The organism is Gemmiger formicilis (assembly GCF_024462815.1).
In the GTDB taxonomy this organism is placed as follows: Bacteria; Bacillota; Clostridia; order Oscillospirales; family Ruminococcaceae; genus Gemmiger.
On record NZ_JANGCG010000015.1, the window covers coordinates 43,515 to 60,183 of the forward strand.

Genomic DNA, 16,669 nt, shown 5'->3' on the forward strand with positions numbered 1-16,669 from the left:
GTGAATTTAACCAATGAAGCAGGGCATCCATCCGAACTATGTGGACTGCACCATCACTTGTGCCTGCGGCAACGTGATTCACACCCGTGACACCAAGCCGGAGATCCACGTCGAAGTTTGCAGCAAGTGCCATCCGTTCTACACCGGCAAGCAGAAGCTGGTCGATACCGGTGGCCGCGTCGAGCGCTTCAAGCGCCGTTTTGCCAAGTCTGGCAAGTAATTTTGTCTTTTGTACCCCGGATGTTTTTTCATCCGGGGTATTTTTTGCTATGCAGTGAGGTTTTGCTATGGCTGACTACAAGACCCTGCGCGGTACATCCACCTTTGAATATGAGGAAAAGCGCAGCCGCTTCATCGCCACGGCTTCCTTTGCCGATACCGAGGAACGAGCGCTGGCGGTGCTGAACAGTGTGCGCGCTGCCAACCGCACGGCGCGCCACAACGTCTATGCCTATGTGCTGCAGAATGGCCGCACCCGCTATTCCGATGACGGCGAACCCGCCAAGACCGCAGGCACCCCGGTGCTGGAAACCATCAACCACGCCGGTGTGGCCGATGTGATTGTTGTGGTCACGCGGTATTTCGGCGGCATCCTGCTGGGCACCGGCGGGCTGGTGCGGGCCTACACCGCGGCGGCCTCCGGCGCGCTGCAAAATGCGGAACTCGTCAGTATGCGTCTGGTTGTGGACTGCAAAATCCGTGTGCCCTACGCGCAGTTCGAGCAGGCGCAAAGGCTGATTGCGGCGGCAGAAACCCGGCTGGACGAGCCGGTCTTTGACGATGCCGTCACCCTCTGCTGGCGTATGCCGGCAGGGCAGGAAGGCGCGCTTTGCACCGCACTGAACGAGCTGACCCGCGGTGCCGCCGCGGTGGAAATTTCTGCCGCACAGTACGCGCCGTTCTGAACGGCGGAAAAATTCCAGAAAATTTTCCGCAAAAAAGAGTGTTTCCCGCCCTTTTGTCGTATTTATATATAGAGAACCGAGAAAGGGGGCACACTATGACGATTCGTGAACAGACCGAGGCCATTGAGCGCCAGACGCTGAGCCGCTATGCGACCCTGAGTGAAAACAGCCGGGGCCGCCGCGTGCCGCTGGAGCCGGACCCCATCCGTCCCTGCTTCCAGCGCGACCGTGACCGCATCCTGCACTGCAAGGCGTTCCGCCGTCTGAAGCAGAAAACGCAGGTCTTTCTGTCCCCGGAGGGTGACCACTACCGCACCCGGCTGACCCATACGCTGGAGGTATCCCAGATTGCCCGCACCATCGCCCGCGCCCTGCGCCTGAACGAGGATCTGACCGAGGCTGTTGCGCTGGGGCATGATTTGGGGCATACGCCCTTCGGCCACGCGGGGGAGCGTGCGCTCAACCGCCTGTGCCCCGGGGGCTTCACCCACTACCGCCAGAGCCTGCGCGTGGTGGATTACCTCGAGCGCGACGGTCAGGGCCTTGACCTGACGTGGGAGGTGCGCAATGGCATTGTGACCCACACCACCGGGGCATGGGCACGCACGCCGGAGGGCTGCGTTGTGCGCCGCGCCGACCATATCGCGTTTCTGAACCACGACATTGAGGATGCCATTACCGCCGGTGTGCTGGACCCGCGCCAGCTGCCGCCGGAGGCCACCGCCGTGCTGGGCGCGACCAAATCGGAGCGCATCACCACGATGATTACCGATTTGGTTGCCCACAGCGGCGCGGGGCAGATTGCCTTTTCCCCCGAGGTTGAGGCCGCCTACAGCGTGCTGAAGGACTTTATGTACGCAACGGTCTATGTGGACAAGGAGGCCAAGCGGGAGGAAAAGAAGGTGGACAAGCTCATCGGGGAGCTGTACGCCCGCCTGTGCGATGAACCGGCCCTGATGCCGAATTTCTATATGCAGATTGCCTACAACGAGGGGGTCGACCGCGCTGTGACCGATTACATCAGCGGTATGAGCGACGAGTTTGCCACCCGCCTGTTTGAGGAGCTGTTTGTCCCGCAGAAGTGGCACGTGCTGTAGGTGCAGCCGCGCCGTTAAGGAGGTGCAGTTTTCTTGATACCCCAGGAATACATACAGGAGGTAGTGCGCCGCAATGACATTGAGGAAGTCGTCGGGCAGTATGTAAAGCTGCGCCGCACGGGCCGCACCATGACCGGCCTGTGCCCCTTCCACAATGAAAAAACGCCGTCCTTTGTGGTATATCCGGACACCCAGAGCTTTTACTGCTTTGGCTGCGGCGCGGCGGGGGATGTAATCGGCTTTGTGCGCAAGTACAACAACCTCGGCTATGTCGAGAGCGTCAAGCAGCTGGCCTCCCGCGCCGGTATGCCCCTGCCCGAGGAGAGCGACCACGAGGCCACCGCCCGCCAGCGTCTGCTGGAAATCAACCGCTGTGCGGCACGCTATTTTTATGAAAATCTGAACGCGCAGACCGAGGAGGCCACCCTTGCGCGCCGCTACTGGAAGGAAAAGCGCGGCCTGTCCGATGCCGCCATCCGCCGCTTCGGGCTGGGTTATGCGCCCGATGAGGGCTTCGGCCTTGTCAACTACCTCAAGCGCCGGGGTTTCCGGGATGATGAGCTTGAACATTCCGGGCTGATACGGCGCAGTGAGCGCGGCAATCTCTACACGATTTTCCGCCACCGCGTTATGGTGCCCATCATTGACGTGCGCGGTGCCATCATCGCCTTTGGCGGCCGCGTGCTGGACGATTCCAAGCCGAAGTACATCAACAGTCCCGAGACGATGGTCTACCACAAGTCCCGCACGCTTTTTGCGCTGAACATCGCCAAAAAGTCAAAGGCCAAGCGGTACATCCTCTGTGAGGGCTATATGGACGTCATCTCGATGCACGAGGCGGGTTTTGACACGGCGGTCTGCGCCTGCGGCACGGCGCTGACTGCGGAGCAGGCCAAGCTGCTGAGCGAGTACGCCGAGGAGGTCACTCTGAGCTATGACTCGGACGAGGCCGGCCAGAAGGCCACCGAGCGCAGCCTCGGAATTCTGGCCAGCACGCCGTTGAAGGTCAGCGTGCTGAGCTATCAGGGCGCCAAGGACCCCGATGAGTTCATCAAAAAATACGGCCGAGAGCGCTTTGAAATGCTGTTGAACGGCACGGCCAACCCCACGGAGTTCCAGCTGAAAAAGGCCAAGGCCAAGTACGATTTGCGCAGCGATGATGGGCGGCTGAGCTACATCCGCGAAGCAATCGGCATCCTGACCGAGCGCGGCGTTAGCCCCACGGCGCGGGACGTCTACGCCGGGCGCATTGCCGAGGAAACCGGTGTTTCCAAGCAGGCCATCGTCTCACAGATTGGCGGTGCCATGCACACGGCCGAGCGCCGCAGCCGCCGTCAGGAGCAGCGCGATTTGTCGAAGGAGGGCATTGCGGCGGATATCCGCGTGCCCTACACCAGCAGCGGCGAGTCTGCGCTGGCGGCGGCCTCCGCGGCGCGGCAACTTGTGGCGGCCATGCTGCAGGACGCCGGGCAGGTGCCCTACATCCGTGAGCATCTGGATATGGAAACCATCCTTGTGCCGGAAATGCGCAACGTGATGCAGGCTATCTTCCGCTGCGCGGACAGCGGCCAGCCGATAAACCTTACAGCCCTGCAGCAGTATCTGAACGATAACGAGCTGCAGGAGGTGGGCAAGGCACAGGCGTTCAACCACGCAACGCGGCTGCAAAGACAGGACATTGATATGTATCTGGAACGCCTGCAGACCGCAAAGCCGCTGGATGAAAAGGTCAAGAGCATGGACGATACGCAGTTCACGGACTTCTTTGCCGACCTTGGCAAAAAGAAGGGCGCACACCAACCGGAAGCTGACGAATGATATTCACGACATACGTTGTAACAATATAAAACCAAAAGGAGAACCTACTTATGGCAGAGAAGAAAGACCCTATCCGCAGTCTGGTTGACACCGGACGCCGCGTTGGCAAGCTGACCAGCAGCGAAATCAGCGATGCAATGGAGGAAGCCGGCAACGTTCTGGAAGTCGAAGCGATGGAAAAGCTCTATGAGGAGCTGGAAAGCAACGGCGTCGAGGTCATTGATGATACCCCCGTGGAGGTGGACGAGACGGCCCCCGGCCCGGATGACGGCGCGGATGATTACGATGACGGCCTGACCGCGGACGGCATTACGATTGATGACCCGGTCAAGGTCTACCTGAAGGAAATCGGCCGTGTGCCGCTGCTCAGCCCGGAGGAGGAGACCGAGCTGGCCCTCAAGATTCAGGCAGGCGGCCCCGAGGGCGAGAAGGCCAAGCAGCGCCTGAGCGAGGCCAACCTGCGTCTGGTGGTCTCCATCGCCAAGCGCTATGTGGGCCGCGGTATGCAGTTCCTGGACCTGATTCAGGAGGGCAATCTGGGTCTGATTAAGGCGGTTGAAAAGTTCGACCATACCAAGGGCTTCAAGTTCTCTACCTATGCAACGTGGTGGATTCGTCAGGCTATCACCCGTGCCATTGCGGATCAGGCCCGCACCATCCGCATCCCGGTGCATATGGTCGAGACCATCAACAAGGTCAAGAAGGTTTCCAGCCAGCTGCTGCACGAGTACGGCCATGACCCCAGCGCCGAGGAAATTGCCGAGCGTCTGGATATGCCGGTGGACAAGGTCCGCGAGATTATGCGCGTGGCGCAGGAGCCGGTCAGTCTGGAAACGCCCATCGGCGAGGAGGAGGACAGCCATCTGGGCGACTTCATCCCCGATGATGATGCCCCCGTCCCGGCCGAGGCAGCCAGCCAGACCCTGCTGAAGGAGCAGCTGGCCGATGTGCTCAAGACGCTGACCCCGCGTGAGGAAAAGGTGTTGCGTCTGCGCTTTGGTTTGGAGGACGGCCGCCCCCGCACGCTGGAAGAAGTCGGCAAGGAGTTCAACGTCACGCGTGAACGTATCCGCCAGATTGAGGCCAAGGCCCTGCGCAAGCTCCGCCACCCCAGCCGCAGCAAGAAGCTGCGCGATTTCCTCGATTGATAGAAGTGTAAACCGCAAGCACCCCCGCCGTACCCGGCGGGGGTGTTTGTTTGCTGTCTGCGTTGTCCTGTGGGGCGCAATGCCGTTTCCAATCTATTTGTAGGGGGCGGCGTCCCCGATGCCCCGGGCAGTTACCCGGCAAATGCTGCTTGCCGGTAGCCTGCGGGCCGCATATATGCGGCCCTACAGAGCGAAGGAGGGGGAACGATATTTGCGGATAAGCGCGGAGGGGTCAAGACCCCTCCCTACAGATATATCATTCTTTCCTTTTTCCGGAAGGGCGGCATTACTGCACGCCTTTTCCCGGCTGATATTGCAAAATCTTCTCCGAAAAATGCTTGGTGAAAAACTGCACAAAGGGGCCGAGAGCGAAGGCACAGAGCAGCGTGCCCAGACCAATCAGGCCGCCCAGTAGCCAGGCAATCACGGCGCACAGCGCATCGGTGAAGATGCGGCAGCCGAAGTAGGGTACAGGCAGGCGGTCGGCCAGCATCAAGGAGAGCGCGTCATAGGGCGCTACGCCCAAATCGGCGGTCTGATACAGCGAAGCCCCCAGCGCGACAACCAGCACGCCGATGACCACCCAGAGCAGCTGCAGCGGGAGTATGTTGGCCGAGCCGAAAACGCCGACCAGTATATCACTTGTGAACGTCACCACAAAACCGATGCAAAGGCTGTTGATAATCGTCCCCAGCCCGATGTACCGCCGCCCCCAGATAAGCTGTGGAATGAACAGGAAAAGATTCATCAGCACGTTTTCGATGCTGAACGAGAGCCCGACCAGCTCGGAGATGCGCAGGTTCAGCGCACTGATGGAGTCATTGCCAAGGTGGGAAAACTTGAACACGGCAATGCCGATGCCGATAATCACAACGCCTGCAATCATGCCGAGGATGCGCCGCAGGGAGATTTTCTGCCCGAGAATGTTCATGTGTAAAACGTCCAATCTTTTTATAATATAGAGATTTTACTATAACTATCGCGTATAAACTGCTGTGCTGTCAAGAGTAAACCTGTTTAAAATATCACAGCCATCCTTGTGAAAACTGCCGAAAACCGCCCGCCATAACCGCTGTTCTGAATTTGTCAAGTGCGGCAAAATGGGGCAAAATCAGCAAAATGCTGAAATTTTGTTACGCCGACCCAGGCGTTCGATGAAAACAAAAAACTTCATAAAAAAGCCGAAAAACCCTTGACAACAAGCCTTTTAGCCTGTATACTGATACAGTATCACAAAAATGGAATAGAGCGCCCTAAAGGGATTTTGCAAAATCCGCAAAATCAAAAAGTTTGTGAAAAACGCCGAATATGACGGTCTTTTACAGCACACTTTCGGGCTGCTTTCGCCAACTTTGTCAATCTATGGAATAGGAGTGGTCGCGTTTTATGGTAAAGGTCAAGCCCGTACAAAACGGCAGAACGACCCGCATGAGCTTTTCCCGCATCAACGAAGTGATTGGTATGCCCAATCTGATCGAGATCCAGAAAAACTCTTACAACTGGTTCCTGGAGGAAGGCCTGCATGAGGTTTTCCACGACATTGCCGCAATCGAGGACTACACCGGCAACCTCGTGCTGGAGTTCGTCGATTACCGGCTGGACAAGAACCCCAAATATTCTATTAAAGAATGTAAAGAGAGAGATGCCACGTATGCGGCGCCTCTGTATGTCACGGCTCGTCTGTTCAACAAGCAGACCGGCGAGGTGAAGGAACAGGAAATCTTCATGGGCGATTTTCCGCTTATGACGGACGCCGGTACCTTCATCTCCAACGGTGCCGAGCGTGCCATCGTCTCTCAGCTGGTCCGTTCCCCCGGTGTTTTCTATGGCTCCAGCAAGGACCGTACCGGCAAGGACCTGTTTACCGCCACTATGAACCCTAACCGCGGCGCATGGCTGGAGTATGAGACGGACTCCTCTGACGTTTTCTATGTCCGCATTGATAAGAACCGCAAGCTGCCGGTCACCACGCTGCTGCGTGCGCTGGGCCTGTCCACCGACGAGCAGATCAAGCAGTTCTTCGGCGACTCCGAGCCGAAAATCAATGCCTCTCTCGAGAAGGACATCACCCACAATACCGAGGAAGGCCTGCTGGAGGTCTACCGCAAGCTGCGCCCCGGCGAGCCCCCGACAGTTGAAAACTCCCGCGCCCATCTGAACAACCTGTTCTTCGACCCGCGCCGTTACGACCTGGCTCGCTTCGGCCGCTACAAGATGAACAACAAGCTGAGCCTGACCCGCCGCATTGCGGGCTACAAGGCCGGCGAGGATATCATTGCCCCCCTGACCGGCGAGCTGCTGGCCGCCAAGGGTGAGAAGATTACGATGGCCAAGGCCGAGGAGATTGACGCCGCCGGTGTTACCCGCGTTGTCATCCTGGTCGAGAAGAAGGGCGAGGAGCCCCGCGCCTTCATCGTTGTCTCCAACGGCTGCGTGGACGCACAGAAGTTCTTCAGCTTCGATGTTGAGGCTGAGGCTGGCATCAACGAGCGCGCCAACTTTGCGGAAATCCGCAAGATTCTCGACACCACCTCCGATGTCGAGGAGCAGAAGGAGCTGCTGCGCCAGAACCACGATGTTCTGATCAGCCGCACCGTCACCGTTGACGATATCTTTGCATCTGTCAACTACCTGCTGGGTCTTGACCACGGCATCGGCACCACGGACGAGATTGACCATCTGGGCAACCGCCGTGTCCGCAGCGTGGGTGAGCTGCTGCAGAACCAGTTCCGCATCGGCTTCTCCCGCATGGAGCGTGTCATCCGCGAGCGTATGACCCTGCAAAACCAGGAGAACGGCGAAATCACTCCGCAGAGCCTGGTCAACATCCGCCCGGTTGTGGCCGCTATCAAGGAGTTCATCGGTTCCAGCCCGCTGTCTCAGTTCATGGACCAGAACAACCCGCTGGCTGAGCTGACCCACAAGCGCCGTCTGTCTGCTCTGGGCCCCGGCGGTCTGTCCCGTGACCGCGCAGGTTTCGAAGTCCGCGACGTTCATTACACCCACTATGGCCGTCTGTGCCCCATCGAGACGCCTGAAGGCCCGAACATCGGTCTGATTTCCTACCTGGCTACCTATGCCAAGATTAACAAGTACGGCTTCGTGGAAGCTCCGTACCGCAAGATTGATAAGGCCACCGGCACCGTCACCGATGAGGTTGTCTATATGACCGCTGACGAGGAGGACGAGTACATCGTCGCGCAGGCCAACGAGCCTCTGGACGAGAACAATCACTTTGTCCGTCCCCGCGTTTCCGGCCGTCACCGCAATGATATCCAGGAGTTCGACGCTTCTCAGGTCGACTACATGGACGTCTCTCCCCGCATGATGGTTTCTGTCGCTACCGCCTGCATCCCGTTCCTCGAGAACGATGACTGTAACCGTGCTCTGATGGGCTCCAACATGCAGCGTCAGGCCGTGCCTCTGATGGTCACCCAGCAGCCGCTGGTTGCCACCGGCATGGAGTACAAGGCCGCCACCGACTCCGGTGTCTGCGTGCTGGCTGCCCATGACGGTACGGTTGAGTACGTGGACGCTGACAAGATTATTGTCCGCTGCACCGACGGCTCTGCCGATACCTATGAGCTCATCAAGTTCATGCGCTCCAACCAGGGCAACTGCAACAACCAGCGCCCCATCGTCAACGTGGGCGAGACCGTCAAGACCGGCGATGTGCTGGCCGACGGCCCCGCAACCCGCAACGGTGAAATCAGTCTGGGCAAGAACGCCCTGATTGGCTTTATGACCTGGGAGGGCTACAACTACGAGGACGCCGTCCTGCTGAACGAGAAGCTCGTTCGTGAGGACGTCTACACCTCCATCCACATTGAGGAATATGAGACCGAGGCCCGCGACACCAAGCTGGGACCCGAGGAAATCACCCGCGACATCCCCAACGTCGGTGATGACGCACTGAAGGATCTGGACGATCGCGGCATTATCCGCGTCGGCGCCGAGGTCAAGACCGGTGATATCCTGGTCGGTAAGGTCACCCCGAAGGGTGAGACCGAGCTGACCGCTGAGGAGCGCCTGCTGCGCGCCATCTTCGGTGAGAAGGCCCGCGAGGTCCGCGACACCTCCCTGCGCGTGCCCCACGGCGCATACGGCATCGTGGTTGACGTCAAGGTGTTCACCCCGGAGAACAGCGACGAGCTGCAGCCCGGCGTGCGTATGTGCGTGCGCTGTTACATCGCCCAGAAGCGTAAGATCAGCGTCGGCGATAAGATGGCAGGCCGTCACGGCAACAAGGGTGTTGTTTCCCGTATTCTGCCGCAGGAGGATATGCCTTTCCTGCCCGACGGCACCCCGCTGGATATCGTGCTGAACCCGCTGGGCGTTCCTTCCCGTATGAACATCGGTCAGGTGCTGGAGGTCAACCTCGGCTATGTGGCCAAGGCTCTGGGCTGGAAGGTGCAGACCCCTGTCTTTGACGGTGCGCACGAGGCTGATTTGCGCGACTGCTTCGCCGAGGCCCGCGAGAAGTGGCACGGCGAGAACGCGCCCGAGTACCCGACCCATCTGGACCGCCTGATGGGCGAGAAGGGCCATGTCATTGACTTCTCCAAGATTGATTTGACCGATGACGGCAAGACCACCCTGTATGATGGCCGTACCGGCGAGCAGTTCCCCAACAAGGTCACGGTAGGTTATATGTACTACCTGAAGCTGCATCATCTGGTCGACGATAAGATTCATGCACGCTCCACCGGCCCCTACTCCATGGTTACCCAGCAGCCTCTGGGCGGCAAGGCCCAGTTCGGCGGCCAGCGCTTCGGCGAGATGGAAGTCTGGGCCCTGGAGGCCTACGGTGCAGCCTACACCCTGCAGGAAATCCTGACCATCAAGTCCGATGACGTTGTGGGCCGTGTCAAGACCTACGAGGCTATCGTCAAGGGTGAGCCTATCCCGCGCCCCGGTATCCCCGAGAGCTTCCGCGTTATGCTCAAGGAGCTGCAGAGCCTGGGTCTGGATATTGTTGTGCAGGATAAGGAAGGCAACGCCGTCGATATGCGTCAGGAGTTTGACGATGATGACAGCAGCTTTGAGAACAATGATTACGATCTGGGCGATAACGTCATGGTCGAGAGTGAGCTGCAGGACGATTACAGCGTCAAGGATGCCGATGAGGGCTTTGACGACGATCTGGACGAGGATGCCGGCCCCAGCGCTGAGGATCTCGCCGCAATCGAGTCTGATTCCTTTGATGATTGATAATCGTGCGTCATATTGAATTTGAGAGGGTTCGCTGAATGGAAAATAAAGAATTCGATTCTATTAAGATCGGCCTTGCCTCCCCGGACCAGATCCGTGCCTGGAGCTATGGTGAGGTCACCAAGCCCGAAACCATCAACTACCGTACCCTGAAGCCGGAGCGCGACGGCCTGTACTGCGAGCGCATTTTCGGACCTACCAAGGACTGGGAATGCCACTGCGGCAAGTACAAGCGCATCCGCTACAAGGGTAAGATTTGCGATAAGTGCGGCGTTGAGGTCACCCGCGCCAAGGTTCGCCGTGAGCGTATGGGCCACATTGAGCTGGCTGCTCCTGTTTCGCACATCTGGTATTTCAAGGGCATTCCCAGCCGTATCGGCCTGATGCTGGACATCAGCCCCCGCCAGCTGGACAAGGTCCTGTATTTCGCCAACTACATTGTCACTGACCCGGGCTTCACGCCGCTGGAGAAAAAGCAGCTGCTGACCGAGCGCGAGTACAAGGAAATGCGCGAAAAGTACGAGGATACGTTTGAAGCTGGCATGGGTGCTGAGGCTATCCAGAAGCTGCTGGCTGAAATCGACCTCGATAAGCTGAGCAAGGAGCTCCGCGAGGAGCTCGAGCACGCCAACGGCCAGAAGCGCGTCCGCCTGCTGAAGCGTCTGGAGTGCGTCGAGAGCTTCCTCGAGAGCAACCAGCGCCCCGAGTGGATGATTATGACGGTTATCCCCGTCATCCCGCCGGATTTGCGCCCCCTGCTGCAGCTGGACGGCGGCCGCTTTGCCACGTCCGACCTGAACGATCTGTACCGCCGCGTTATCAACCGCAACAACCGCCTGAAGCGTCTGCTGGAACTCGGCGCGCCTGACATCATCGTCCGCAACGAGAAGCGTATGCTGCAGGAGGCTGTGGACGCCCTGATTGACAACGGCCGCCGCGGCCGCCCTGTCACCGGTGCCAACAACCGTGCGCTGAAGTCCCTGTCTGATATGCTGAAGGGCAAGCAGGGCCGCTTCCGCCAGAACCTGCTGGGCAAGCGTGTTGACTACTCCGGCCGTTCCGTTATCGTTGTCGGCCCCGAGCTGAAGATGTACCAGTGCGGTCTGCCCAAGGAGATGGCACTGGAGCTGTTCAAGCCCTTCGTTATGAAGGATCTGGTCGAGAAGGAAAAGGCCAACAACATCAAGTCCGCCCGCAAGATGGTCGAGCGTGCCCGCCCCGAGGTCTGGGACTCCCTCGAGACCGTCATCAAGGGCCACCCGGTTCTGTTGAACCGTGCACCTACGCTGCACCGTCTGGGCATCCAGGCCTTTGAGCCTGTTCTGGTCGAGGGCCGCGCCATCAAGCTGCACCCGCTGGTCTGCACCCCCTTCAACGCCGACTTCGACGGTGACCAGATGGCCGTCCATCTGCCGCTGTCCACCGAGGCCCAGCGCGAAGCCAAGATGCTGATGCTGGCCTCCGGCAACCTGCTGAAGCCCTCTGACGGCGAGCCCGTCACCGTGCCCACGCAGGATATGATTCTGGGCAGCTACTACCTGACGCTGGTCAACCCCGACGATAAGGGCCACGGCAAGATTTTCCGCGACGAGGCCGAGGCCATGATGGCCTACTCCGAGGGTCTGATTACGCTGCAGGCTCCCATCAAGGTGCGCCGCACCATGACCTTCGACGGCGTGGAGGAAACCGCGCTGGTCGATACCACGATGGGCCAGATCATCTTCAACACCCCCATCCCGCAGGATTTGGGCTATGTCGACCGTACCGACCCGGCCACTAAGTTCGACTACGAGATGAACCCCCGCACCCTGAAGATTGCTTCCGGCGGCAAGAGCGACAAGCTGACGAAGAAGGGTCTGCCCGACATCATCAGCCGCTGCCTGACCAAGCATGGCACCAAGACCTGTGCCATGATGCTGGACGCCATCAAGGCGCAGGGCTACAAATACTCCACCCTGTCTGCCATCACCGTTGCCGTTCCCGATGCTATTATGCCTGACGAGAAGCCGGAAATTCTGGCTGCCGCCGATAAGAAGATCGAGAAGGTTATGAAGAACTTCAACCGCGGCCTTATCTCCGATGAGGAGCGCTACCGCAAGACGGTTGAAATCTGGCAGGCCGCCACGGAGGAAGTCTCCGAGGCTCTGAGCGACAACTTGAAGAAGAACCACCAGCGCAACCCCATCTATATGATGTCCGATTCCGGTGCCCGTGGTTCTATGGACCAGATCAAGCAGCTGGCCGGTATGCGCGGCCTGCTGGCCAACACGGCCGGTAAGACGCTGGAAATGCCTATCCGCGCCAACTACCGTGAAGGTCTGAATATTCTGGAATACTTCATCTCCTCCCGAGGCGCCCGTAAGGGCTTGGCTGATACCGCTCTGCGTACCGCTGACTCCGGTTATCTGACCCGCCGTCTGGTTGATGTCTCTCAGGAGGTCATCATCCGCGAGGAGGATTGCCACGCTACCGAGGGCATCTGGGTTCGCGAAATCAGCGAGGGCAACTCCGTTGTCGAGAGCTTCAAGGAGCGTCTGAATGGCCGTTACTCCCTGCATGACGTGCATGACCCCGCCACCGGCGAGCTGCTTGTCAGCAAGGACAAGATGATGGATATGTTCGACGCTGAGAAGATTGTCAACGCCGGCATCACCGAGCTGGAAATCCGTTCCGTTATGACCTGCCGCGCCCATGTCGGCGTCTGCGCCCGCTGCTACGGCTCCAATATGTCCAACGGCGAGTGCGTTAAAGTCGGCGAGTCTGTCGGTATCATCGCCGCCGAGTCCATCGGCGAGCCCGGTACCCAGCTGACCATGCGTACCTTCCATACCGGCGGTATCGCATCTGCCGAAGATATCACACAGGGTCTTCCCCGTGTTGAGGAATTGTTCGAGAGCCGCCGCCCGAAGGCAATGGCCATTATGTCCGAGATTGCCGGTACGGTTCACATCGACGATACCAAGAAGAGCCGCCATGCCGAGATTACCGGCGTGGACGAGAACGGCGCACCCATCACCAAGAGCTACCTGATTCCGTTTGGTCAGCGCCTCAAGGTTATGGAGGGCGACGAGGTTGCCAAGGGCGCGCTGCTGACCGAGGGCCATGCTTATCCGCAGGATATTCTGGCTATCCAGGGCCCCATCGCTACCCAGAACTACCTGATTTCTGAGGTTCAGAAGGTTTACCGTCTGCAGGGCGTTGATATCAACGATAAGCATATCGAGGTTATCGTCCGCCAGATGATGCGTAAGGTCCGCATTGAGGACTCCGGCTCCAGCGACTTTATCATGGGCAGCATCGTGAACCGTCGCGATGTCATGATCAAGAACGAGGAGATTCAGGCCCGCATTGATGCAGGCGAGGCTGATCTGAAGCTCGTTCAGGCCAGTCAAGTCCTGCTGGGTATCACCAAGTCCAGCTTGGCCACCGACTCCTTCCTGTCCGCTGCTTCCTTCCAGGAGACGACCCGCGTGCTGACCGAGGCTGCCATCAAGGGTAAGGTTGACCCGCTGGCAGGTCTGAAGGAAAATGTCATCATCGGTAAGCTCATCCCCGCCGGCACTGGTCTGCCGGAGGTCGAGGAGGAGCTCGTTCAGGCTGAAATCGCCCGCGACGCCGCCGAGGCTGCCTACGACCACTAACCTGTACTAAAAATCCCGCCACCGTCAGGTGGCGGGATTTTTGTTTGCAGCCGTAATGCCTTTCCCACTCGGGGAAAAGTGGTTCCGCAGGGCCGGATGAGGGGAATGCTGCCAGATAGCGGCTGCTCACCACCGGCCACCGCGCCATATGGTCGGGCCCGATTGACACCCGCCTTCCGCTGGGTTATAATAAGTTAACTGATACTAAGGAGCGTGAACCTATGCTGTTCCTACAATACCCGCCGTGCTCTACCTGTCAGAAGGCCAAAAAATGGCTGGATGACCACGGTGTTGCCTACACCGCCCGGCATATCAAGGAGGAAAACCCCACCGCGGACGAGCTGCGGGAATGGGTAGCCCGCAGCGGTCTGCCCATCAAGCGGTTCTTCAATACCAGCGGTCTTGTGTACAAGAATCTGGGCCTGAAGGACAAGCTGCCCACCATGACTGCGGAAGAGCAGCTCGCGCTGCTTGCTTCCGACGGTATGTTGGTCAAGCGCCCGTTGCTGGTAGGGGAGACGTTTGTCCTGGCGGGATTCCGCCCCGCCGATTGGGAAAAAGCCCTATTATAATCTGTAGGGGCGAGCATTGCTCGCCCGCGGAGCATGGTGCTTGCCGCAATGTCCCCGGGCGGATATGGAATCCGCCCCTACGCGTAGGAACCGGCTCGGGCAACTGGCGTTGCCATGGCTGGTTGCGCGTATGGAATCCGCCCCTACGCGTAGGGGGCGGCGTCCTCGACGACCCTGCAACGCGGTGGATGCCACCGCACACCCCAACATCTTCTGCACAACAAAATATTTTACAATAAGGAGAATACCAATGGCCGAAATTTTGAAAGAGCGCAGTGAGCTCGACCCGCAGTTTCAGTGGGATCTGACCCCGATGTTTGAAAGCGATGCCGCGTGGGAGACTGCGCTGGACAGTCTGGATGCCAATATTGAAAGTCTGGCCGCCTTTGCAGGCAAACTGCAGGATGCCGTCACCATCGGCGCCTATCTGGACGCCTCCACCGAGGTGGGCCGCAAGGTGGAGCGCCTGTACTGCTACGCCTCCCAGCGCCATGATGAGGACACCCGCGATGATAAGGCGCAGAGCATGTACGCCCGCATCGGCAGCAAATACGTCAAGATGGCTGCGGCGCTCTCCTTTGCACAGCCGGAAATTCTCGCCCTGCCGGAGGAGACGCTGACCGCCATTGTCAATGACCCCGCGGTGGCAGATTACAAGTTCAATCTGGAGGACTTGCTGCGCAGCAAACCCCACACGCTCTCCAAGGCCGAAGAAAAGCTGCTGGCCAGCTTCGGCGAGGTGATGTCCGCGCCGTCCGAGGCGTACCACAATCTTGAGGACGCGGATTTGCTGTTTGACGCCGTCAAGAATGAAGCGGGAGAGACCGTTGAGGTCACCGGCTCCAACTTTGTGCCGCTGGAAATGAGCACCGACCGCACCCTGCGCGAAAACGCTTTCCACAGCTACTACAAGAGCTACCGCGAGCACATCAACACCTTTGCCGCCACCTACAACGGCGCAATCAAGGCCGCAACCGCGGAGGCTGCCGCCCGCAACTATCCGTCCTCCCGCGCCATGTCGATGGCAGGGGAGAACGTCCCGGTCGAGGTCTACGATAATCTGGTTGCCACGGTGCGCAAGCATATGCCCGCTATGCACCGCTATGTCCGCCTGCGCAAGAAGATGCTGGGCGTGGACGAGCTGCACTTCTATGATGTCTACGCGCCGCTGGTGGGCGACCTGAAGAAGTCCTACACCTATGAGACCGCGCAGGAGATGGTGCTCAAGGCCGTGGCCCCGCTGGGCGAGGACTATCAGGCCACCGTCCGCAAGGCCTACGCCGAGCGCTGGATTGACGTCTACCCCAACCGCGGCAAGCGCGGCGGTGCGTACTCCGGCGGCTGCTATGACTCCAACCCCTATATCCTGCTCAACTTCAGCGGCACGCTGGACAGCGTCTCCACGCTGGCGCATGAGATGGGCCACACCATCCACAGCTGGCGCTCCCGCCAGCATCAGCCGCCGCAGTACGCGGATTACACGCTGTTTGTGGCGGAGGTCGCCTCGACGGTCAACGAGAACCTGCTGATTGAGCAGCTGCTGGCCAACGAGAATGACCCCCAGACCCGGCTCTATCTGCTGAACCAGTATCTCGAAAACTTCAAGGGCACGGTCTACCGCCAGACGATGTTTGCCGAGTTTGAGCGCGAGGCACACGCCATGGTCGAGCGCGGTGAGGCGCTGAACGCATCGGCGCTGAACGCACTGTACAAGCGCCTTGTCACCGAATATTTCGGCGAGGATATGGTCATTGACGATGAGATTCAGTACGAGTGGGCGCGCATCCCGCACTTCTACCGTCCGTTCTATGTCTATAAGTATGCGACCGGCTACTCCACCGCCGTGGCGCTGTCCGAGGGCATCCTGAAGGAGGGTGAGCCCGCCGTCAAGCGCTATAAGGAGTTCCTGTCGATGGGCGGCAGCGCTTATCCGCTGGATGAGCTCCGCCACGCCGGTGTGGATCTGGCCACCCCTGCGCCGGTCGATGCAGCCCTTGAGAAGTTTGAGCGCATCCTCGATGACGCCGAGGCAACACTGGCCAAGCTGCAGTAAGTGTACCCCCCACAAACCGGCTAGGAATGTAAGGAGCGCGCATCTGCGGCCCCTACAGACGCAATACACCAAAAAGAGGAGCGCCCTCCGCGGGCGCTCCTCTTTTATAATAGGTATGCGATGTTACTTGCCCAGAACTGCCTTGATGTAGGCGGCCTCACGGGCTGCGATCTGATCCTGATATGCCTTTACGGATTTGGCGTAGGCAGCCTCACGCTGATCGG

The 16,669-nt window shown here is 59.2% G+C and carries 10 protein-coding genes; 9 read left to right on the forward strand and 1 reads right to left on the reverse strand.

All coding sequences use genetic code 11. From position 1 onward, the window contains the following. Positions 1–13 precede the first annotated feature (13 nt). The 5 genes from rpmE (at position 14) to rpoD (ending at position 4,968) form a co-directional block, all read left to right on the forward strand. Complete coding sequence (gene rpmE, locus NE623_RS11725) at positions 14–220, forward strand: 50S ribosomal protein L31 (RefSeq protein WP_078784264.1); 207 nt, start codon at positions 14–16, stop codon at positions 218–220. A 67-nt stretch (positions 221–287) separates the two neighbouring features. Continuing rightward, positions 288–905, forward strand: a complete 618-nt coding sequence (locus tag NE623_RS11730) for an IMPACT family protein (RefSeq protein ID WP_256272686.1) — start codon at positions 288–290, stop codon at positions 903–905. A gap of 95 nt (positions 906–1,000) precedes the next feature. After that, the gene (locus tag NE623_RS11735; RefSeq protein WP_256272685.1) at positions 1,001–2,002 is read left to right on the forward strand and encodes a deoxyguanosinetriphosphate triphosphohydrolase; all 1,002 of its coding nucleotides are present in this window, start codon (positions 1,001–1,003) and stop codon (positions 2,000–2,002) included. A gap of 33 nt (positions 2,003–2,035) precedes the next feature. After that, complete coding sequence (gene dnaG / locus NE623_RS11740; protein WP_256272684.1) at positions 2,036–3,820, forward strand: DNA primase; 1,785 nt, start codon at positions 2,036–2,038, stop codon at positions 3,818–3,820. Between the two features lie 50 nt (positions 3,821–3,870). Then, the gene (gene rpoD / locus NE623_RS11745) at positions 3,871–4,968 is read left to right on the forward strand and encodes an RNA polymerase sigma factor RpoD (protein WP_256272683.1); all 1,098 of its coding nucleotides are present in this window, start codon (positions 3,871–3,873) and stop codon (positions 4,966–4,968) included. Positions 4,969–5,254: 286 nt separating this feature from the next. Here rpoD and NE623_RS11750 read toward each other — a convergent pair whose 3' ends face one another. After that, positions 5,255–5,899 carry a YczE/YyaS/YitT family protein gene (locus NE623_RS11750; protein ID WP_256272682.1) on the reverse strand — a complete coding sequence of 215 codons (645 nt, stop codon included), beginning with the start codon at positions 5,897–5,899 and terminating at the stop codon, positions 5,255–5,257. A 455-nt stretch (positions 5,900–6,354) separates the two neighbouring features. On the opposite strand from NE623_RS11750, the gene rpoB reads away from it, so the two are divergent. From rpoB to pepF, 4 genes are all read left to right on the forward strand, one after another. Further along, positions 6,355–10,179 carry a DNA-directed RNA polymerase subunit beta gene (gene rpoB, locus NE623_RS11755; protein ID WP_256272681.1) on the forward strand — a complete coding sequence of 1,275 codons (3,825 nt, stop codon included), beginning with the start codon at positions 6,355–6,357 and terminating at the stop codon, positions 10,177–10,179. A gap of 38 nt (positions 10,180–10,217) precedes the next feature. Then, positions 10,218–13,820, forward strand: coding sequence for a DNA-directed RNA polymerase subunit beta' (gene rpoC, locus NE623_RS11760; protein WP_256272680.1), 3,603 nt, complete (start codon positions 10,218–10,220; stop codon positions 13,818–13,820). 221 nt (positions 13,821–14,041) lie between these two features. Beyond that, entirely contained in the window at positions 14,042–14,392 is a 351-nt protein-coding gene (locus NE623_RS11765) for an arsenate reductase family protein (protein WP_256272679.1), read from the forward strand. Between the two features lie 250 nt (positions 14,393–14,642). Further along, on the forward strand, positions 14,643–16,445 hold the full coding sequence (pepF, locus tag NE623_RS11770; protein ID WP_256272678.1) for an oligoendopeptidase F: 1,803 nt from the start codon (positions 14,643–14,645) through the stop codon (positions 16,443–16,445). Positions 16,446–16,669: the final 224 nt, after the last annotated feature.